Origin of the sequence: Streptococcus mitis (genome assembly GCF_002096755.1) — a bacterium.
GTDB lineage: Bacteria > Bacillota > Bacilli > Lactobacillales > Streptococcaceae > Streptococcus > Streptococcus mitis_AC.
The window spans coordinates 111,233-129,840 of record NZ_NCVF01000020.1 but is presented as its reverse complement, the minus strand read 5'-3'; the positions used below and the strand labels follow the sequence as shown (position 1 = coordinate 129,840).

Genomic DNA, 18,608 nt, shown 5'->3' with positions numbered 1-18,608 from the left:
AAAAAGCCTCTTCCCAAGGGAAAGAGGACTAAATCTTATTGATGAACCGCTTGAGCTGCTGTGATAAGGGTCAACTTGTAAACATCATCTGCATTACATCCACGAGAAAGGTCGTTAACTGGCTTGTTCAAACCTTGCAAAACAGGACCAACAGCCGCAAAACCACCAAGACGTTCAGCCATCTTGTATCCGATATTTCCTGCCTCGATACCTGGGAAGATGAAGACATTTGCTTGACCAGCTACCGTACTTCCAGGAGCTTTCAGAGCTGCAGTTTCTGGAACAAAGGCCGCATCAAATTGCAACTCACCATCAATTTCAAGGTCGGGACGCAAGTCGTGAGCAATTTTAGTTGCTTCAACAACCTTATCAACGCTTTCTCCAAATCCTGAACCTTTAGTAGAATAGCTTAGCATAGCAATTTTAGGCTCGATTCCAAACATCTTAGCTGTGATTGCTGAGTTTATGGCAATTTCAGCCAAAGCTTCTGCGTCTGGATTAATGTTGATGGCACAGTCACCAAATAGGTAACGTTCCGTACCACGAACCATGAGGAAGGCACCTGAAGTACGCGTTACATTTGGACGAGTTTTGATGATTTGAAGAGCTGGACGAACTGTTGAAGCTGTTGAGTGAATCGCTCCTGACACCATTCCATCAACCAAGCCCAAGTAAACCAACATAACACCAAAATAGTTGACATCTTCAACCAAAACCTTGCGTGCATCTTCTTCAGACATTTTGCCCTTGCGACGCTCCACCAGGGCAGCAACCATTTCTTCAAATTGAGGATAATGTTGAGGGTCAATGACTTCATAACCATCCATGATCCCTTCAATTTCAAGATAAATTTTAATTTTTTCAGGATTTCCAAGCAAAACAGGAATCACTTCTGTTTCTTTTACCAGGCGTTTAGTCGCTTGAAGAATACGAGGTTCTTCCCCTTCAGGGAGAACGATACGAGCATTTTTACCAACCAAGTTGGCTTTGAGACTTTCAAAAACTTCCATGAGTTTTCTCCTTTAAAATAATAATTATACTCTGAATCAGTTTTTATAGAGTATTAGTTGATAACTGGGTAATAAGGTTACTGAAATCATCCGGCAAGGGACTTTCTAACTGCAAGTCTTGCTCTAAAAATGGATGATAAAAGGATAGGAAATGGCAATGCAGGGCCTGACGTTGGATGCCGTCGTCCAGGCTACCACCATACAAATCATCTCCCAACAAAGGAAAACCGATATGGGAAAAATGGACTCGGATTTGGTGAGTACGTCCAGTATGCAGGCGAATATCTACCAAGTGAATATTTCCATATGAAACTACAATCTTGTAGGATGTATGGGCATACTTTCCGCCTTTAGCCACTCGTCTGGTGATAATGGAGTCTTCATCACGCGCAATCGGAGCAATAATTTCTCCCTCTGGCTCCAAATGTCCATCTCCCTTAACCAAAGCAAAGTAGCGCTTCTCGATAGATTTCTTCTGCAACTGCTTATCTAATCGTGCATGGGCATAGCCGTGTTTGGCAAAAAGCATCAAGCCAGAAGTGTCCCTATCTAGTCTGGTCACAATGTGAACCTGCTGATTTTCATAGTCTTGCCTGACGTAGTAACCCTTGATAAAATTGGCAATGGTATTGGAGTGATTGACACTAGGAATAGAAGCCACTCCGTAGGGTTTATTCAAGACCAGAAAATGGTCATCCTCATAGAGAATATCCAGTGGGCGCTCGATTGCTTCGAGAGTTTCAAAGCCTTCCTCAGCAGGAATATCGATGATAACTCGGTCTCCAATATCCAATAGATACGTCGCATTTTGTGGTTGATCATTGACCAGAATAGCTCCTCCTCGAAACTTAATCTTAGCTAGCAGCCCCTTAGAAACCTCGTGCTTTTTTAAGAAGGTCTTAACCTTGACATGCTCATCTGCGATAAATCCAAACCTCATTCGTCCACCTCGCCGATAAATGCATCCTTAACACGATTCCAGAAACTGGTGTGGCTCGGTGATGCAACAAAGTGAATCTTATGATGGTCGATTTGATACTCAATACGCTCAATATTACGGAAAGAATAAACGCTATTGTCAACCGAAATAGTATGGTAATCGTTTCTCGTCGGGATAAGTTCAATCTTATCCTTCTTAGGAACAATAATGGACGAACCCAGCGTTCGATAAACACGATTGTTAAGGCTAGCAATTTCCGTCAACTGAAGAGCTTCAATGGTAGGATGCAAAACAGCTCCACCGAGAGACTTGTTATAGGCTGTACTACCAGTCGGGGTCGAAACTGTTAGCCCATCTCCACGAAAACGTTCAAAGGGAACACCATTGATTACAATATCCGCCACCATGGTTCGATCAGACCTGCGGATACTGGCTTCATTTAGTGCTCTAAAAATCTTCACTTCACCATTTTCAAGAAAGACCTTCACATTCAGAACAGGGTAAGAGACTCTTGCTCCGGTATCTAGCTGCAAATTAGTCACTAGCTTGTCCAACTCAAAATCACGGTAGTCCGTATAGAAGCCCAAATGTCCAGTGTGAACACCAATGAAGCGGACCTTGTCAAGCTGGTTTTCGTACTTATGAAAGGCCGACAAGAGCATGCCATCCCCACCAATGGAAATAACGATATCCGGATTGGTATCATTGAGTATAAACTGATTTCTCTTCAAACGATCTCGCAATTCATACAAAACCCTTTGACTCTGCGGTTTTCTATTGGCTATCAGGTCAATTCGTTTACCTGTATTCTTCATCTGTATCGTCACTGTTTCCTACACCGTCATTTAATTTTCTACTCAAAGGATCAAAAAGAGCCTGGGCTTCTTGGATATCATCACGTATTTTACCCATTTCTTCATCCAACTGATGGGCAATCTTGGCCGTGATTTCCAGCCGCTTCTTAATTTCCTCTGGGAAATCCCCTTGGTACTTGTAGTTGAGAGAATGTTCTATTGTTGCCCAGAAATTCATGGCCAAAGTACGAATCTGAATTTCCGCCAAAATGGTCTTGGCTCCATTGATGGTATCAACCGTATATTCTACTACCACGTGATAGGAACGGTAGCCTGATGCTTTTCGATGAGTAATGTAATCTCGCTCCTGTATGATTCGCATGTCCTGACGCTTGTGCAAAATTTCCACTACTTCCTTGACGTCATCTACAAACTGAACCATCACACGCAAACCGGCAATATCCTGCAAATCGTGTTCCAAGGTCGTATAAGTAATGCCACGACGAGCCATTTTTTCTTTGATGCTCTCAATTGGCTTGACCCGACCCGTCACAAACTCAATCGGAGAATGCTTATTTTGCTTACGATATTGCTTCCGAATACCACGTAGTTTAATCTTTAATTCACCAACAGCTTGAATGTAAGGATCTAGAAATTCTTCCCATTCTAAGGTCATATATTCTCCCTTGTTCTCATATTATCCTTCAAAAATATCTTTGATTTTTTCTCCAGATTCATATACAATAAATACAATGATTATTATACCATAAGTGAAAAGCGTTTACAAATAGTTATCATCGATTTTCAATAGTTGAGTTTTTACTTATTTTTTATTAAAACCATTTTCATTAATTGCCATCATTTTTTTAAATCGTATTCATCATCGTATTCATTTTCATACTCATATTTGCCCGTATAGTTGAGAAAGTGTCAGTTTATTTCTAATAGTTTACAAAAGGATCAGTGAGTAATTTCACTGTTTTTATTTTTGACAAAACACCGTTTTTGACAATAATCAAAAAATAAAAAGGATCTATTATTAACAAAATGGCGTTTTTGACAATAATACACCACGATTCCCCTTCCTATTCTTCATATAAGCGCTTTTTTAAACAATAGGATTGTAATTTCTGTTTCTAATTGTTCAAAATACGTGTTTTTGCAAAATAGAAATACAAGTTCTAATTTTGTTAACGTCAACAAAATTGGCAACCAAGCGCTTTATAAAGCTATTTGTTGATGTCAACAAGTCAATTTTTCAGACAAACCATTTATTTTGCTACCGACATCAATGTCGGTTGGTTAGATGTTTTCTTGATTCAGACAAACAAAAAAACCGCAAGCCTGAGCCTGCGGTGAAAGAACATTTTAGAAAAGTTTTCCTTTCATTTTATTTTTTAAATTATTTCGTAGTAATGAGCCCTTCTGGCTCCACTGTGAACTCTGGCTTTTCTGCCATTGTTCCGTCTGGTTTGATGTAGTACCAGCCTGTTCCATCCGCAGACTGGACAAAGGCGTTTGATACCATGTTGCCATTCTTACGGTCTAGATAGTACCAGGTCTGCTTATGCTTAATCCAACCAGTGACCATCTTACCTTCTTCATCGAAGTAATACCAAGCATTATTGATACGAGCCCAACCAGTGGCCATAGAGCCTGAATCCGTGAACCAGTACCAAGCATCCTTGTAGTTCAACCAGGTACTACGCTTCATGAAGCCTTTTTCATCAAAATAGTACCAAACATCATTGATCTTCTCCCATTTATTGGTTGGATAAGAGCCGTCTTCACGAACCCACCACCAACCATATTGGTTCTGTTGCCAGCCTGTTTCAACCTCTTCAGGCGGTACGATATACCCAACGATTTCACTTACAGAACGCTCGTTGTAGCGACAAGGGCCACCTACTTCAAGGTAGTCCCAGTTTCCATCGATGTTCTGCTCAATCGTCTTGATGGTATATCCGTCTGAGTCTTCATAGACCAGCCCTGTATGCCCGTAGTTGACACCGTCACCAGCCACGTATGATTTTACGAAGAACCAACCAGCTTTTGGATAGTCAGCGTCATACACGACTTTCAGGCCTTGAGAACGTGCTGACTCAAGCAAGTCATAAGCGTTGCCCCAAAGGGTCACACCGTACCAATTTTTAAAAGCGTAGCACGGAACATCCGCACATTGCATCCCGAAAGCATTATCCTGGTCCACTCCATCGCCAGAATTGGCCTTGTCGATGAAGAATTGAATCATTTCCTGTTTTTTAGACATACTTATTCCTCACTTGGTTTCTCATAGTCTAGCGCTCGTGTGCTGTCTGTGATTCCGCTAGTCGTTGGGTCATTGACCAGACCGATAGCAGTCAAGAACACGAATACCGCATTGACAAGCAAAATCAGCTTGTTGCCGATATCGCCTAAATCTAGATGATATCCAAAGACTGCTGCACCAGCTTGCAATACAAGCAAGAAGGCTGGGATTGCAGTCAGCCAAAAGTATTTATTTTTTAGTCGTAATTTCCAGTTAATCATGTATATTTTCCTTTCTTATGGTAATTGCGTAGGCCACGGGTCGTCTGTCAAGTATGAGATGGCGCTTACTCGTATATCTCCAATATCTTTATCTGTGGGGATAGGGTCATTAAATGTAAATTGTATGAAGTTTGAGTCGGTTACTCCTCCGAGATACCATATCCCATACGGCTTCCCAGCGTCATTATAAATTCCACCAATCAGTGACGCCTCACTCCTAAATCCTGCAGGTATTCCACCAGGACCTAACACTTTAGCCCCTTTGTCCCCACTGCTATTGTGCCTTGCAAATCCAGGTCCATTTCGTCTGCCTACTCCAAACCAACCCCATTGAAGACCACCAAATTGATAAGTAACAAGATTGTTTACTCGTCTGATTTTAACGAACGAGTTGCCTGCTCTAGAGACACTGTTAAGTGTTCTCCAGCCAGTATCGCCGATTAGAACACGCCAGCCTGTGTTATCGTTACCTTTTTCTTTGATCCATTTCAATGCGCCATTAGTAACATTTACATCTACATAGGTTGTCCCGATTTCAGCAGTGATACGGCCTTCTGGTGAGCCTGTGCCACGGATTTCATGCCCTACGTTTTCAGGTAGCGGTAGAGTGACATTATTACCCCCAGCGATGCCGAGGGTATTTCCTGTTAATGTCAGCCTTGGTTCAGGCTTTTGATTCAGGGTTTTAACATCACGACCGACTGCTTGAGCAAATTCCTCAAAATTGCTCATAACAATCACGCTTTCGCTGCATTATACGTTGCTAACAGGTCAACATTGGCAAACTCGTCAATACGACGGCCGAGGTCAGCCAATTTTTGAACGACTGCACCTTCAGTGCTACCGCTCAATTTAGCGATTTCCTCAACAAGCTCTTTAAGCGTGTTGAGGTTTTCAGGTACCCCATCACCTAGAAGGTCATTCTTGACTGCGGTTTTAGCTTGTTCAATAGCTTGCGTTAACGTAGCGCTGTCAATCTTTGTATTGATCAACTGCATCATTGTCTTGTTATCCGCTCCCAATGCTGAAGCGAATGCAACTAGTTTACTTGTGTCCATTATTTTCATACCTTTCCAAGATTATAGTACATGAGTAAGTCTGGAATCTCCTGACATATCCCACCATCTGTTACTGTTTTTTTCGAAAGTTGCTTTTCAACTTCCTTTGCTATATCCAGCTCTTTAAGAGCATGGACCTCCTCTGTGACCAATTCTTTATCTGAAGCCACTATCTTGATATGCGTAGCTTTATCGCTCGGGAAAATATATCCACCAGCGCTAATCTCTAAGCGGTATTTCCCAACTGGCAAGATAGCGTCCAGATTAAAATTCACGCTTGAGTTCGTGACAGTCACCTTCTTCTTCCATTGGTGCTTGTCCATGGTCAGACTAACGACCGCCACCTCCCCTTCAAGAGAGGAGACGGCTCGATAGTCTTCGTCTAAAAGGACAAATCCAAAGGTAGAAGCTACATCACCCTGCTTGATGAGGTAACCGCCATCAACTTGTGCAAGATTGGTCGTATTGAGATTACAGACCATTCTGCGCCCCTTTCTTAGCTTTTGCTTTGAATCAACGTTTTCAACTCTCTCACATCTTCACCTAGCGACTTAACTTGTTCCGCAAGAACTAAGATAGCCTTGTTCTGTTCATCATGGTTATCTAGTCGTTTGTTTGCAGATCTTTTAAATTCGTTCAGATTCTCGATGTCCTTTTCTAGAACCGTGAGGCGATTCTCTTGTTTGGTCGCTCGGTCTTTCATTGAGAAATAAAGTCCGACAACAGGAATGAGAGAGAGGAAAATTTGGACAATTAAACGTTCAAATTCTGCCATAGTCACCTCAATTATTGGTTAGGTGTAACTGTTGTAGCAGAAGGTTCTGTTACTGTTGGAGTTACGGTAGCTGTCGTAGAAACTGCAGCAGCTGATGCGACAGTAGGATCATTTGGTGCTTTCGGTGCACTAAACTTCCAAGTTGCTAGAACGCCATTCTGGTAAGGTGTTCCTTCAAGTTGAGCAAGGGTTTCTCCTTGATAAGTAAATGACTGATTGGTTTGAATCAAGATGCGTTTACCTTCTCCATTAATTTCAGCGTGACTTGGGTCTTCAACCGCAAAGATTGCGCCAGGCTCGTAAACTTTACCAACTTCAGCCAGTGGGAAGAGTTCAACCATTTCTTTGTAGGTGGTGCCGTAAGAAACTTTCTCACCCATGATGGAATCTTGAGCCATCACTCGAACTACTTTATTAATGCGGTTCGCAAGTGCTTCAAGGTCATTTTGCTTCGCTTCTGCTTGACTCAATTTCTCTTGGGTTTGTTCAAGATTTGCTTGAGCTTGAGCTACTTTCTGCTCAGCCTGTTCCAATTTAGCCAAAGTCTGCTCTAGTTTCGCTTGAGCAGTCACGATGGCATTTGTCGGATCAAGTTCCGTTCTAATAAAATCTAAAACTGCTTGAATCAGCACTTCTTCATTATCATTCGTGCGGTTGCCTGGCAATTCAACACGCTCATAGCTGTAGCGTCCAGGTTCTTCTTTCTCAATCGTTACGATAGTGACGTTCTTTTCCCCCTTCAAAGTAGGGCTTCCTGTTAATTTGTAAGTCATGCGTTATTTCCTTTCATTTTTGCTTGTGTTTCTTCAAATAGTTCTTTGAGCGCTGGTTCATATTCCAGCACCGCTTTAAAGACCTGTAGTTCGGCCAATGTCAGCGTATAATGTGCCTCTAAATGCGCACAATTCAATTCACCTTCTCTCAAACGGTTAGCGAGCGACTCAGCGACTAGTTTATCGATTGTGTGATTATCCATGTATATTCTCCTTCTAGCTAATTCCTAGCTGACCTTCAATTTTATTTAGACGTTTCTTAATTGCATCTATATCTGTATGTTTCCGAAAAGCGACTGTTTCAAGTTCGCTCCACCAAACAACTTTATTGAGCCCTCCAGCAGGGTTATAGCCATTACCGAAGATATTGCTATTTCCCATGTTGATGTTACCTGCAAATATAGGTGACTGAGTGAATTTAACTGTTCCGTAAAAATTCGTATTGCTCTCGCCCGTGAAGTTGGTTTCGGCAGAAAAATGCGCATCGTTCTTACAATACATTTGCCCATCTGTGTCCACATGCCACGCTCTAGGCCCTGCTTGGTTCCAGTTATTGCCCCAATTAGCCCAGAAAGCTGTTTGGGTCCCGTAACCTTCTCCATTCCCCATTCCAACTGCGAATTTATTCACGCCAGAAATCCAGCGACCACCACCTTGGTCAAATTGTCCAAGCGTAAATCCGCCAATTTTACCTTGATAGGCTTCAAGGAATGTTGAACTAGATACAACAGATTCAACTTTTGTCGCGAAAACTTGCTTAGATGTCAATTTGTCAATCAAGGCATCTCTAGCAGTCAGGTTACGAATCAGAGCGTCATCTACGTTGATTTTATCGCCCGTAACAGCGCCTGCTTTAATCGTATCTGCAGTCACAGACCCAGCTGCTAACTTACCAGCAGTCACCGCACCATCCACAATCATGTCAGATTTAACTCTGACTTTCGGAGCGATGATATCAATACCTCTCGGACTTGTGGAAATGGTAGAGGCTAACTGCTCACCCGTTAAAGTAGTAGAGCCGATGGTCACACCTTCAGGCGTCACTTGTACCCTCGCACTGTTAGCAGCGTCTCGCACTTCCTGCCTGATTTCTTTAGCAGTCTGAGCGATGGCACTCTTGACATTCGTATCAAAGAACTGAGTTAGCGCTCCTTGGTTATTCTGCTGGATTTTACCCCAAAGTGTGCTATTTGGGTCTCTCAATTCCAGTTCAATAGAACGCATATCCTTGAAGAGGCCTGACAAGGTGCGTTGCATGACAGTAGGCTCCACGAAGCTAGTAGGGAAATCTCCCTGCTCCAGTTGGATATCCGTCAGCACCGTGTCACCCACACAGCCCATGTGATGAAGCTTCAGCAGTTCATCTCGTGTCCGTGGCTGAAAGACCTTATAATACCGTCCATTATGCTCAAGAGCAGGCGAACGAACGTTTTGAATGGTAATGTCCATGTGTTAGCCTCCTATTTTTCTATAGAATGGAATGTCTATATAAGTGTATTCTTGAGGTTCAGTGCTACCTTTTTGAAGCCAATTATAATAACCGTAAACATAATCGCTATTCTTTTCAAAAGATAGTTTTACAGCAATGAGAGCATATTTTGATAATACTGTTTTTACAAATGGATATTTAATCCCAGATTCTATTGATTTTAAATAATAAATACCATTCACAAGAGTATCTAAATCATAAATATTTCTAAAATAAACAATAATAGTTTTTTCATCCTCGTTTTTTACCATGAAACAAGAAAATGTCCCAACTAGTTCAAAACGAACTTTCTCCCAAACCAGCCTTGTCCCTACGTATCTTTGGGTAATTTCCTTGCCACCCACATAAATTCCTTCTCTAGCCATACTACCTCCTACGTACTACTGTAGATATCATAGATAGTATTACTATCCTTGTTAGCAATCGCGTCATATTGAGACCTTGTTCCAGCCCAATATTTCAGCGCTTGCCCGCCGTTTTGGTTGATGATATTTTGGCCTGGAGCTCCTGCTGGACCCACTGGGCCACGTTCTCCTGTGGCACCTCTCGCGCCTGCTGGACCTGTATTTCCTTGAGGTCCTCGTTGACCTTCTGGTCCTTTAGGTCCTACTGCTCCTGCTGGACCCGCTGGGCCTGTTGGTCCTGCCGGACCTCTAGCACCCTGTGGACCTTGTGCGCCTTTCAGTCCCTCTCTCTGTTGGGTTGTCAGGTTTTCAAACCGCACAACACCGTCCGCTCCTTGCGGTCCTGTCTCGCCACGTTCCCCACGGTCACCTTTAGGTCCCGTTAGATACTGCAAGTCTGAGAATCGGTCACGACCATTTCCAACCTTGACCTTGCCAGTGTCGCTCTCAATGCCTAACTCGCCATCGAGCAAAACCAGAGTGCTACTCGCCCAATCACTCGCCGACATACGCTTGTGTTGTACCCTCACTGGGATTATCTCTGTCATGTTCTACCTCCATCAAAAATAAAAGTTGGATTCTCGCTCCAACTTCCCTCATATCTTGCATTTTGCCCGTCTGCAACCGTCTTATAGACTGGCGCTAGTTCAATCCGTCTTGTCTGATTGTCAACCGTCACAGACTGCTCTACGTTCTGATACCAGTCGCCTGAGAAGGTCAGACGATAAGCACCGTAGTAGACTGCCAAGACCTTCTCTTCTTTCTGGACAAGGTCTTTATCTATCGCTGGCATGACCGAATTAGCAGGCGCAAGATGAACGTGTCCACCGTAGAATGGTGTCTTATTGACTACCACAGTCACATCCGTCTTGCCGTAAGGTGTGCAGGTTGCTGACCAGCTGATAACGTATTTCTTACCAAGTTCAAAGCCCTCTCCATTGTGGCTGACTTCCACGAAATCCGTTCCATAACTGATTTTCTTAGCCGTTCCACCATTCAAACGGTTCTTGTTGTACTGGGTAGTTCCGTCCCCACCAATCAGGCTAGCATTGACCCTTGCAGTTTCGCTAACTTGCTCCAGTTTCTTACTCAGTTCAGCGATAGAGTCCGCACCGCTCATTAGCTCCTCACGGATGCGCTTCACGAACTCAGGACGCTCTTTCTCCATTTCCTCGTGGATTTTAGTACCGAACTCCTCAGCATTTGCTTTGTATTTTTCGATAGCATCATCTATCGTTTTTTTACGTTTCTCAAACTCAGCTTCAAAGGCTGCGTCTGCTGCTTCTATCTGCGCTTGAATTTTCGCTTCAATGCCATCTTGTTGCTTTATCTGCTTGGTAATCGTACCCTCGTAAGAATACTGGGTATCATTCCCTGCCTTACTATCTGCACTAATACGACCTCTCAGACCGCCTTTAAACGTAAAGCTCTGACTCAAGACAGGAACTTTAAAAGTCTCTTTCTTATTGGTCTGAATGGTTACCCACTGCCCAACCTCAAGCAGTAAATGCCCTTGATAGTTGAGATTATACGGATAGTAAGTTAGGTTTTTCAGTTTGTAATACAGGTCATTCAAAGCGCTCTGGGTCATGAAGACATTGTCCAGTTCCAATGACCGACCTGTCTTCATACCGACCGTCAGAGACTTCTTATCCGTCTTACAAGTGATACCAGCCATCTGATACTCAATCTCACTCTTGGTCAAACCATGTAAGAAGTAACTATCTGCGTTAATCGTGATGTTAGACTCAGTCAAATCACGGATTTCCATCTTGCCTTCTCGGTTAAAAAAACAAGACATCCCAATCATCTGAGTCATAGCGCTCAGCATATCCCTGAAGGACAGTTTCTTGCCCTCAGGAACTTGCTCGACATGGTAACGCATAGCGCTGATTCCGAAATAGTCATTCGCCAACTCAATGCCCGTTTTCAAGCATATTTCCTGAATAACCTCTCGTACCTCGGCTGGGAAACGCAAGTCTGTCACATACTCACGATTGAGCTTAAACATACCGTCCATAAGCTCCAGCGTGGTTGTGTTGCGGTTGCGGTCAATCTCAATATCGTTGATGAAGTATTCCCCCATCTTGACCCACTGGTAGGTAGTCCCAACCAGTAGACCAATCTCAGGGTGTAGGACATCCAGTTTATTGAATGTGGTTATGATGCTGGTAAAGGTAATCTTACCGCTACCAGCACACGTTCCACCGGGCTTGTATGTATCGCCTTTGATATAGCCATACTCAAAACTAGCCTCTTTGATATCTCGTGAAGCATAATCACCAACACGGATAGCCAGCGTCCTTTCCTTAGCAAACATGGCTCTGTCAAATTGTCGTCTGGTTAAAGCGTCCATTTTTCTTACCTCTCTACCAGATTAAATTTAGCGCCAGACCAAGGCTTAAATTTTTCGGTAAAGGTATAGCTCGGAGCTGTCCTATCACCGACGTAGAAAGTCTTTGTGACTTGCCCATCCATGGGGTCTGGATAAGATACCTCAAAAAATTTAGATGAAACTGCATTTAAAAGTTGACTTATTTCTTCTTGAGTCATCATACCCCATTCACAGTCTAGTTTACGTTTGGTCGTGATACGGTCTCGCACCATATCGCCATTGGCATTACGCCCTGTTTCTCCATCGATATCTTGAATGCCGACCTGAAAAGATTTGGGAGGCTTCACAGCCACCCCATTGATTGTCAATTGTGCCATTTAACCTCCTAAATCTTGAGCAAGGTTTGACCTGCTCGTTCATGTTCCTTGTTGATTTCTTGGATTGCCACCCGTCCGAACTCGTGACCAGCGATTTGAATAACGATGTCGCCAGCCGGTAATGAATAACCTGTAGGTACATTGTTAGCAGGCATTCTTTCAGCCAATTTTTGAGCCAAGATAGAAATCCAACCTGTATTCCGTTCAAGAGGCATTACCGCTTCTTGACCAGCTTCTCCGACCCCGATAATGCTAGGTGAGTTGAAAACACCACCTCGTGCATACCAATCTACAGAGAATGATGGAATTCTAGGAGGATTCAAGCTAAAGCTACCTGATATATTAAAGTGAGGAAGTTTGATTCTCGGTAAACTCCAATCAAAATTAAAGAAGCTTCTCAGTTTATCGATACCACTTTTAACGATGTTTTTGGCATTATCCATTGCATCATTAAACAGATTCTTAAACCAGTTGGGGATTTCTTTCAAGGCATCTTGCATGTCTTTCCATCTATCGCCAAACCATGAACCGATTTTTTGGAAAGGATTCTGAGCTTTCTCTTTTGCGCTCTCAAATTTCTCTCCAAACCATGTATCAGCTTCTTTTACTCCATCTTTGATATCATTCCAACGGTCACCGAACCACGAGCCAACTTTTTCAAAAGCTGAGTTCACTTTATCCCTACCAGATTGGAACTTATCGCCAAGCCAAGTGTTTGCTTCAGCAAGCGCGTCTTTAGATTCGTTCCAACGCTCACCAAACCATGAACCCAACTTGCTAAATGTATTGCTAATTGCATCCCAACCTTGTTGAAATTTATCGCCTAACCAAGAGCCTACTTCTGCTAACGCATTAGTCACATCCGCCCAACGTTCTCCGAACCATGAGCCTAGATTACTGAAGATGTTAACGATACCGTCCCAACCTTCTTGGAATTTCTCTCCAAACCATGCTCCGACACCAGAGAAGATGCCGACAATTGCGTCCCAGATACTTTGGAATATCGCAACAACAACGTCCCAAAGAAGTTTCAATACACCAGATACAAGATCAATGATGCCACTAAAGACACTGACTACAATATCTTTTAAGCCACCGAATATGCTTGCAAAACCTTCTTTGATTTTCTCCCCATCTCCAGTTAAAAGTCCTGTAAGTACATCGAATATCCCTTTGATGATATCAGCAATACCACCAATCACATCAGAGATAGTGTTAAATAAAACACGCCAAACTTCTCCTATGTATTCAATTGCAGGGGCTAGTACAACCGTCAACTTTTCTACAATAAAGGAAATGACTGGGCCGAAAACTTCATTTATCGCTTTAGAAAAGTCAGCAAAACTTCCAATCATGCCACCTATTTTTTCTAAAGCTGGTTCAATATGGTTTTTGATTGTATCAGCAAAACCGTGACCAATCTTTTCTAAAACAGGTTGGATATTTTCGTTCCATCCCTTAACAAAAGAACCTACCACATCAGACATCAAGGCAGAACTTGATTCAAACAAAGGTTTTATATGTTCGTCATATACTTGATTAACACTTTCAAAAAGTTTCTTCATAGAGCTTGCTATAGCTTGAGCTACTGGCTCTACAGCTTTAAAGAGACCCGTAAACAATTCTGTGATACCTGATTGATTTTCAGTGATTGTCTCTTCAATCGAACCGATGATATCTCTTGTATATTTAGCAGTGACTTCGTGCACGCCCATAAAAGCGTATGTAAAGGCGCTGATTAACCCTGCACCCATATTTGTAGCAGGTTCACTTGTGATTGAATCGTAGAAAATTTGTCCGATACTTTGAGCAATATTTCCTACACTTTCAACAATTTCCCCGCCGATATCAAACATACGGATAAGCCATGCTTTGATATCTAATTTTGTTTCATTAAGTGATTTATTCAGACTTTCAGCGATAAAGACAGCAATTCCCATGATTACGTTAGCAATAGCGCCCGTTGTTTGTCCTAAAGCAAAAGCTAGCTTTTCCCCGAACCTTGCGGCCGCTGCTAATACCGTACCGTCTTCAAAAATGTCTTTAATGGATTGCCATATCCCTTTCAACGCATTTTTAAGCCTTTCAATACTATCCCATCTAAAGGATAGAGCAAAACCTTTTCCGAAAAGGTCTGCAAGCTTCTTAAAGTAGTCAAACAACCCTTTAAGCTTGTCTCCTAGTCCGTCAAAAATGCTCTTGAATTGGTTATCCATATCGGTCAAGGCAACTTCTGGAAGGATATCTTTAAAGGGGCCACCGCCACCTTTTCCTTTTCCACCCTTACCGCCTTTGCCTCCGCCTCCACCGCCACCGCCTGAGCCACCTCCGTCACCGTCGTCTTTTGGTTTTTGTAAGATGTTAATCTCATCAAATCCCAAAAGACCTAGCAATTCTTTAGCAGCCTTCTTAGCGTTTTTGGCCGAGTCTCCAAGATTATCAGCAAGTCCTCCTGCTGAATCTCCAGCGTCATCTACTGCATCAGCAAGGTCTCCTGCTCCGCCTGCAGCGTCTTTCATGGCGTTACCCATGTCTCCAACTGCACCACCAACACCATCTTTCACTGTTGCTTTCTTGTTGAACATCAAAGCGATAAACTCAGCGAGTTTTGCCGTAACGTTCTTCAAAACCATAGCAAAAGAGTTCAAGACAGGCATGATCGCATTGATAATCGGTAACATAGCATTACCCAAATTCAATGCACTATCTTTCATCAGTGATTTGAATAGGCTGATACGCCCATTTACTGAATTAGATAAGGTATCGCCATACTTGGCTGTAGCCTGCTCTAAAATTGCCATAAGGCGGATTTGTTGCTGGGTCTGATAGTCCAACTGTTGCCAACTTTGCCCGTTCGCAAAACGTTTAAAAGCTTCAGTTGATTCAATCATGGCCACATTAACGTTGATCCCTAGATCCTCAATTGCTTCGGTGTTACCTAGTAACCCTGAGCGAATACGTTCCATAACGTCTGTAATGCTACGGCCTGACCCTTCGGCAACTACTGCTGAAGTCTGCAACATTTTAGCTGTATAAGCACTTAGCTTATCCGTATCTTTGATAAATCCTGAGAATAAGTTAGAGTAAACAGCACCATAGTTGGTTGCTTCACCTACCCCCATATTCATAGCGTTGGCGTTATCGTTAACCCATTTTAAGAAAGATTGCGAACTCTCGCCCATCTGGCGCTTGATTTGGTTCATAGACGCTGATACTTCAAGAGCCGTCTGCGCTGAATACATTCCAACATCAAGCATCTTCTTACCAAGGATTGCAAAACCAGCGAACTTGGCTAGTTTGCCAAACGCACTACCGATAGAGTTCGACTGTTCACGAACTTTGGCAGTGGCATTCTTCACTTGATCAGATGTCCCCTTGACCTGATTCTCGACTTCTTTCATCTTCTTCCTGAAAGGCGCTATCTCAGCGTCAATCATGACTTTCAATTCATCAAGAGTTGCCATTCATTTCCTCCTTCCTTTTGCGATTATGTCTTTCTGCAAATTCACGCATCCGTTCCTTATGCAACAAAAACGCTTGTCTCTGTCGTTCCCGTTCTACCGCTTGTTGTTCTTCTACAAACAACTCAGGCGCATACTCCCAGAACTCAAAAACCTTGGCATCTTTAGATAACAATAAGGAAATGTGGTTGGATATCATCTGCGAAAGTCTATAAGAGTCAATAATCTTTTCTTTACGCTCTTGGATTTTGACACGGTTGTAGCTTTCAATCATTTCTCTGATTTCAAGCACCGTCAAATCCCAAAAATCAAGAGGCTTACCCCCGATGTCCAAAAACATAGGGTAAAGCCTCTCAATAATCTGCGTTACCGTTAAGATTACTCGACTACTGTCATTTTCTTCTTGGAAGTTTTCTTGTCCTTGCTTCCTCGTGGAGTAAAACCCGATACTTCAAAGAGTGGCATTAAAACCTCTGACATGAAGGTCGTTTGGTCTCCACCGTTATCGACATATTCATCGTATAGATTGTAGACATCCTCAAAGGAATACCCATGTTCATACTGCTGCAAGGCTCCATGAACTAACAACAACATAACTTTCAAAGGCGGTAAAGTGAATTCTTCACCAGCTTCAGGCATAAAAATCTTTAACAAGTTCATGCCGATTTTTTCTTCCACAGTTGCAGCTTGATGAGATGTCAAACGTAGCTTCAACTCTTTTTCATCAGTAACTTTCCAAGTTGTGTATTTTAACGCCATTTAATTAACCTCCAAGACCGTCTACAAATTCCAACTCTGACTGCAAAGCAATTTTAAGGGTAAACTCGATAACGGCATTGACACCGCCACCACCAAGCTTAACAGATACTTGACCTTCAAAATGAACTTTAGTGTTGTCTGGGTAAGTTTGTTCAAAGAAGAGTTTCGTCTTGTTGTCTGCCGCTTTACGCAATACGCGATAAGGTGCGGTTTCTCCGTCGTTCTTATAAGCGAATTTGTACTCCAATTCCCCTGCGTCGCCAATACCGAATTCATACTTTTTAACTTTGTCTTCAAGAGTAGTGTTCTCTACTTTTTCAGGCTCAATACCAAACTCTGGTACTTCTTTCAACCCAGCAAGTTTAGTATAAGTTCCTTTAGCTGTACCATAAGCTAACGTAATTCCATTTGCTAACATGTTTAATTCTCCATTCTAAATTGAAAAACAAGCTCTGAGTGTAAGTCAACAACACCTTCAAAACGCATGACCTTATGTCTCAAATGTGACGGGTCTGGTACGTCTTGGCAGTCGGTTCTTCGCAAACCTAAAGACTCAAAAATCTGATTGATTTTAACAGCTAACTCACTAGTGCTGGTATCATCAAAGATATCCACCTTGTAGCGGATAGATGATTTTTGTTCCTGGTCGTCGAACCATTCACCCGGCTTGTTTTGTTCTTCCAAAAAAATAACGACTGGGAAATTCTCCCAATCGCTAGGATAAGTATCAGTCACATTATCTGCGACCTTTTGCAATTCTTTATAAATAACAGGCTTGATATTGATCATTATATTTGTTCTCTTATCTTTCTACGGACATAATTCGAAATATTCTTAGACACACGCTCTTGATTATCTCTCAAAGCTGGATAAAGATAAGGCTGGGCAGGTTGACCATACATCTTGTAGAACTCCCCAATCTTTTGAAAGTGGTAAGGTCCTACATCGATTTGGTCTTCATGCACATACCAAGGACTAGACCTGTAAGACACACTGACCTCTGGCGATATACCCGAATGGCTAGCCTGTCCTTTTGGCCCTGTACCAAACTCTACATAAGGAGCATAGTGTAGATTTGTGTAAACCTCTCCTATAACCTTATCTCCGTCCATTTTAACCCTAGTCTTGATACTATTTCTAAGTTCCCCATTGTTGCCTGGTGCCAGTCTTTTAGCATCGGCTTGAACAATGGTTTTGGCTGCATGATGAACCGCCTTTGAAACAATATCTCGTTGCGCAACATCTGACAGCTTCCTGAACTTAGCTATAAGTCTATCTGCCCCTAGTAGCTCTGACACGTTCCAACTCCAATACTTGATGATATGTGTAGACCTTTTTAGAAATAACCCTGTGAGTCACTTCTGTCTGGCTATCGATACACACACCATCTTTCACTTTGATAGTAGCTGACTTGTTGGCATTTGCGTTCAAAATATCATTAACACGCTCGCCGTACAATTCAGATTGTAACTTGCTACTAGCTGGCCACAATTCAAGGCGGACTGTCTCAGCTTCCTTGGCATATCCTTCTTTTGCGACACCTTCCTCTGTGACAGTCTTTTCAAAACGTCGCATTGGATAAGGTTTCAGTCTACTCTGCTTCAAAAACATGGCCTGCCACCCTTGCTAGTCTGTGCATGCGTATACGCTGTAAAAGACCCGTAGACAGGCCGTTTTCTCCGTAGACTACTGCTATACCGCCCTCGGTTCTAGAATGCTCTCCTTCCGCTCCTGAGCGGTTGTGGATCTCGATAGCAACCTCAGGTATTAAAAGACTTAAAGCAGGTGTCAAAGATGTGCGATTAGTCTCTGACAAGATAAGATTTGTAGCCCTCGTTTGGAGCAACATGAGAAGCTGAGTATCTTCTTCGCCTGTTAATTTCTTCAGCAACTCTATAGACATA

At 42.6% G+C, this 18,608-nt stretch carries 23 protein-coding genes and 3 pseudogenes; all 26 read right to left on the bottom strand.

Translation table 11 applies throughout. The annotated features are described in order from the left end of the window. Positions 1 to 35: 35 nt before the first annotated feature. The 26 genes and pseudogenes from pta to B7700_RS11430 all read right to left on the bottom strand — a co-directional run bounded on the left by pta (position 36) and on the right by B7700_RS11430 (position 18,607). Positions 36 to 1,010 (bottom strand): phosphate acetyltransferase, encoded by a 975-nt coding sequence (gene pta, locus B7700_RS03565; RefSeq protein WP_000451580.1) that lies wholly within the window; start codon positions 1,008 to 1,010, stop codon positions 36 to 38. A gap of 43 nt (positions 1,011 to 1,053) precedes the next feature. Continuing rightward, complete coding sequence (locus tag B7700_RS03560; protein WP_084887200.1) at positions 1,054 to 1,950, bottom strand: RluA family pseudouridine synthase; 897 nt, start codon at positions 1,948 to 1,950, stop codon at positions 1,054 to 1,056. Then, on the bottom strand, positions 1,947 to 2,765 hold the full coding sequence (locus B7700_RS03555) for an NAD kinase (protein WP_049544217.1): 819 nt from the start codon (positions 2,763 to 2,765) through the stop codon (positions 1,947 to 1,949). The genes B7700_RS03560 and B7700_RS03555 overlap by 4 nt, the downstream gene beginning before the upstream one ends. Then, the gene (gene yjbM / locus B7700_RS03550) at positions 2,749 to 3,420 is read right to left on the bottom strand and encodes a GTP diphosphokinase (protein ID WP_084887198.1); all 672 of its coding nucleotides are present in this window, start codon (positions 3,418 to 3,420) and stop codon (positions 2,749 to 2,751) included. Before yjbM ends, B7700_RS03555 begins: the two co-directional genes overlap by 17 nt. Before the next feature lie 726 nt (positions 3,421 to 4,146). Beyond that, positions 4,147 to 5,013, bottom strand: a complete 867-nt coding sequence (locus B7700_RS11435) for an N-acetylmuramoyl-L-alanine amidase family protein (RefSeq protein WP_084887196.1) — start codon at positions 5,011 to 5,013, stop codon at positions 4,147 to 4,149. Between the two features lie 2 nt (positions 5,014 to 5,015). Beyond that, positions 5,016 to 5,273: a phage holin gene (locus B7700_RS03540; RefSeq protein ID WP_084887194.1), complete on the bottom strand. Its 258-nt coding sequence runs from the start codon at positions 5,271 to 5,273 to the stop codon at positions 5,016 to 5,018. A 15-nt stretch (positions 5,274 to 5,288) separates the two neighbouring features. Next, on the bottom strand, positions 5,289 to 6,005 hold the full coding sequence (locus tag B7700_RS03535; RefSeq protein WP_084887192.1) for a hypothetical protein: 717 nt from the start codon (positions 6,003 to 6,005) through the stop codon (positions 5,289 to 5,291). A gap of 5 nt (positions 6,006 to 6,010) precedes the next feature. Next, on the bottom strand, positions 6,011 to 6,331 hold the full coding sequence (locus tag B7700_RS03530; RefSeq protein WP_084887255.1) for a hypothetical protein: 321 nt from the start codon (positions 6,329 to 6,331) through the stop codon (positions 6,011 to 6,013). A gap of 5 nt (positions 6,332 to 6,336) precedes the next feature. Beyond that, positions 6,337 to 6,813 (bottom strand): hypothetical protein, encoded by a 477-nt coding sequence (locus tag B7700_RS03525; RefSeq protein ID WP_084887190.1) that lies wholly within the window; start codon positions 6,811 to 6,813, stop codon positions 6,337 to 6,339. Between the two features lie 14 nt (positions 6,814 to 6,827). Beyond that, entirely contained in the window at positions 6,828 to 7,106 is a 279-nt protein-coding gene (locus B7700_RS03520; protein ID WP_084887189.1) for a DUF7365 family protein, read from the bottom strand. An 11-nt stretch (positions 7,107 to 7,117) separates the two neighbouring features. Then, positions 7,118 to 7,879, bottom strand: a complete 762-nt coding sequence (locus B7700_RS03515; protein WP_084887187.1) for a hypothetical protein — start codon at positions 7,877 to 7,879, stop codon at positions 7,118 to 7,120. Beyond that, on the bottom strand, positions 7,876 to 8,082 hold the full coding sequence (locus B7700_RS03510; protein WP_084887185.1) for a hypothetical protein: 207 nt from the start codon (positions 8,080 to 8,082) through the stop codon (positions 7,876 to 7,878). The genes B7700_RS03515 and B7700_RS03510 overlap by 4 nt, the downstream gene beginning before the upstream one ends. A 100-nt stretch (positions 8,083 to 8,182) precedes the next feature. After that, positions 8,183 to 8,812 (bottom strand): annotated as a pseudogene (locus B7700_RS11265) (tail fiber domain-containing protein); the annotation flags it as partial. A 138-nt stretch (positions 8,813 to 8,950) separates the two neighbouring features. Beyond that, positions 8,951 to 9,328 (bottom strand): annotated as a pseudogene (locus B7700_RS11260) (gp58-like family protein); the annotation flags it as partial. Positions 9,329 to 9,331: 3 nt separating this feature from the next. Continuing rightward, complete coding sequence (locus B7700_RS03500; RefSeq protein WP_084887181.1) at positions 9,332 to 9,733, bottom strand: hypothetical protein; 402 nt, start codon at positions 9,731 to 9,733, stop codon at positions 9,332 to 9,334. Between the two features lie 8 nt (positions 9,734 to 9,741). Continuing rightward, entirely contained in the window at positions 9,742 to 10,320 is a 579-nt protein-coding gene (locus B7700_RS11420; RefSeq protein ID WP_084887179.1) for a hyaluronate lyase N-terminal domain-containing protein, read from the bottom strand. 640 nt (positions 10,321 to 10,960) lie between these two features. Further along, a pseudogene (locus B7700_RS03490) lies at positions 10,961 to 12,128 on the bottom strand (tail fiber domain-containing protein); the annotation flags it as partial. A 5-nt stretch (positions 12,129 to 12,133) separates the two neighbouring features. Next, a complete protein-coding gene (locus B7700_RS03485; RefSeq protein WP_084887177.1) occupies positions 12,134 to 12,484 on the bottom strand; it encodes a DUF6711 family protein in 351 nt (116 codons plus the stop codon). Positions 12,485 to 12,492: 8 nt separating this feature from the next. Beyond that, positions 12,493 to 15,948, bottom strand: coding sequence for a phage tail protein (locus B7700_RS03480; RefSeq protein ID WP_084887175.1), 3,456 nt, complete (start codon positions 15,946 to 15,948; stop codon positions 12,493 to 12,495). Continuing rightward, positions 15,935 to 16,285 carry a hypothetical protein gene (locus tag B7700_RS03475; protein ID WP_084887173.1) on the bottom strand — a complete coding sequence of 117 codons (351 nt, stop codon included), beginning with the start codon at positions 16,283 to 16,285 and terminating at the stop codon, positions 15,935 to 15,937. Before B7700_RS03475 ends, B7700_RS03480 begins: the two co-directional genes overlap by 14 nt. 38 nt (positions 16,286 to 16,323) lie before the next feature. Beyond that, positions 16,324 to 16,704 carry a DUF6096 family protein gene (locus B7700_RS03470; RefSeq protein WP_084887171.1) on the bottom strand — a complete coding sequence of 127 codons (381 nt, stop codon included), beginning with the start codon at positions 16,702 to 16,704 and terminating at the stop codon, positions 16,324 to 16,326. Positions 16,705 to 16,708: 4 nt separating this feature from the next. Continuing rightward, a complete protein-coding gene (locus B7700_RS03465) occupies positions 16,709 to 17,122 on the bottom strand; it encodes a phage tail tube protein (protein ID WP_049515339.1) in 414 nt (137 codons plus the stop codon). A gap of 2 nt (positions 17,123 to 17,124) precedes the next feature. Then, positions 17,125 to 17,493, bottom strand: coding sequence for a hypothetical protein (locus B7700_RS03460; RefSeq protein ID WP_049515342.1), 369 nt, complete (start codon positions 17,491 to 17,493; stop codon positions 17,125 to 17,127). After that, positions 17,493 to 18,002: an HK97-gp10 family putative phage morphogenesis protein gene (locus B7700_RS03455; RefSeq protein ID WP_084887169.1), complete on the bottom strand. Its 510-nt coding sequence runs from the start codon at positions 18,000 to 18,002 to the stop codon at positions 17,493 to 17,495. The genes B7700_RS03460 and B7700_RS03455 overlap by 1 nt, the downstream gene beginning before the upstream one ends. Further along, a complete protein-coding gene (locus B7700_RS03450; protein ID WP_050125325.1) occupies positions 17,977 to 18,315 on the bottom strand; it encodes a hypothetical protein in 339 nt (112 codons plus the stop codon). The genes B7700_RS03455 and B7700_RS03450 overlap by 26 nt, the downstream gene beginning before the upstream one ends. Continuing rightward, a complete protein-coding gene (locus B7700_RS11430; protein ID WP_084887167.1) occupies positions 18,296 to 18,607 on the bottom strand; it encodes a phage head-tail connector protein in 312 nt (103 codons plus the stop codon). The genes B7700_RS03450 and B7700_RS11430 overlap by 20 nt, the downstream gene beginning before the upstream one ends. Position 18,608: the final 1 nt, after the last annotated feature.

What these genes read in the sequence shown, in the direction of transcription:
- B7700_RS11420 (WP_084887179.1), bottom strand. Translation starts at nt 10,320, where the DNA reads ATGACAGAGATAATCCCAGTGAGGGTACAACACAAGCGTATGTCGGCG.
- B7700_RS03500 (WP_084887181.1), bottom strand. Translation starts at nt 9,733, where the DNA reads ATGGCTAGAGAAGGAATTTATGTGGGTGGCAAGGAAATTACCCAAAGA.
- B7700_RS03560 (WP_084887200.1), bottom strand. Translation starts at nt 1,950, where the DNA reads ATGAGGTTTGGATTTATCGCAGATGAGCATGTCAAGGTTAAGACCTTC.
- B7700_RS03515 (WP_084887187.1), bottom strand. Translation starts at nt 7,879, where the DNA reads ATGACTTACAAATTAACAGGAAGCCCTACTTTGAAGGGGGAAAAGAAC.
- B7700_RS11435 (WP_084887196.1), bottom strand. Translation starts at nt 5,013, where the DNA reads ATGTCTAAAAAACAGGAAATGATTCAATTCTTCATCGACAAGGCCAAT.
- B7700_RS03555 (WP_049544217.1), bottom strand. Translation starts at nt 2,765, where the DNA reads ATGAAGAATACAGGTAAACGAATTGACCTGATAGCCAATAGAAAACCG.
- pta (WP_000451580.1), bottom strand. Translation starts at nt 1,010, where the DNA reads ATGGAAGTTTTTGAAAGTCTCAAAGCCAACTTGGTTGGTAAAAATGCT.
- B7700_RS03510 (WP_084887185.1), bottom strand. Translation starts at nt 8,082, where the DNA reads ATGGATAATCACACAATCGATAAACTAGTCGCTGAGTCGCTCGCTAAC.
- B7700_RS03520 (WP_084887189.1), bottom strand. Translation starts at nt 7,106, where the DNA reads ATGGCAGAATTTGAACGTTTAATTGTCCAAATTTTCCTCTCTCTCATT.
- B7700_RS03480 (WP_084887175.1), bottom strand. Translation starts at nt 15,948, where the DNA reads ATGGCAACTCTTGATGAATTGAAAGTCATGATTGACGCTGAGATAGCG.
- B7700_RS03525 (WP_084887190.1), bottom strand. Translation starts at nt 6,813, where the DNA reads ATGGTCTGTAATCTCAATACGACCAATCTTGCACAAGTTGATGGCGGT.
- B7700_RS11430 (WP_084887167.1), bottom strand. Translation starts at nt 18,607, where the DNA reads ATGTCTATAGAGTTGCTGAAGAAATTAACAGGCGAAGAAGATACTCAG.
- B7700_RS03460 (WP_049515342.1), bottom strand. Translation starts at nt 17,493, where the DNA reads ATGATCAATATCAAGCCTGTTATTTATAAAGAATTGCAAAAGGTCGCA.
- B7700_RS03450 (WP_050125325.1), bottom strand. Translation starts at nt 18,315, where the DNA reads ATGTTTTTGAAGCAGAGTAGACTGAAACCTTATCCAATGCGACGTTTT.
- B7700_RS03465 (WP_049515339.1), bottom strand. Translation starts at nt 17,122, where the DNA reads ATGTTAGCAAATGGAATTACGTTAGCTTATGGTACAGCTAAAGGAACT.
- yjbM (WP_084887198.1), bottom strand. Translation starts at nt 3,420, where the DNA reads ATGACCTTAGAATGGGAAGAATTTCTAGATCCTTACATTCAAGCTGTT.
- B7700_RS03470 (WP_084887171.1), bottom strand. Translation starts at nt 16,704, where the DNA reads ATGGCGTTAAAATACACAACTTGGAAAGTTACTGATGAAAAAGAGTTG.
- B7700_RS03485 (WP_084887177.1), bottom strand. Translation starts at nt 12,484, where the DNA reads ATGGCACAATTGACAATCAATGGGGTGGCTGTGAAGCCTCCCAAATCT.
- B7700_RS03535 (WP_084887192.1), bottom strand. Translation starts at nt 6,005, where the DNA reads ATGAGCAATTTTGAGGAATTTGCTCAAGCAGTCGGTCGTGATGTTAAA.
- B7700_RS03540 (WP_084887194.1), bottom strand. Translation starts at nt 5,273, where the DNA reads ATGATTAACTGGAAATTACGACTAAAAAATAAATACTTTTGGCTGACT.
- B7700_RS03530 (WP_084887255.1), bottom strand. Translation starts at nt 6,331, where the DNA reads ATGGACACAAGTAAACTAGTTGCATTCGCTTCAGCATTGGGAGCGGAT.
- B7700_RS03475 (WP_084887173.1), bottom strand. Translation starts at nt 16,285, where the DNA reads ATGTTTTTGGACATCGGGGGTAAGCCTCTTGATTTTTGGGATTTGACG.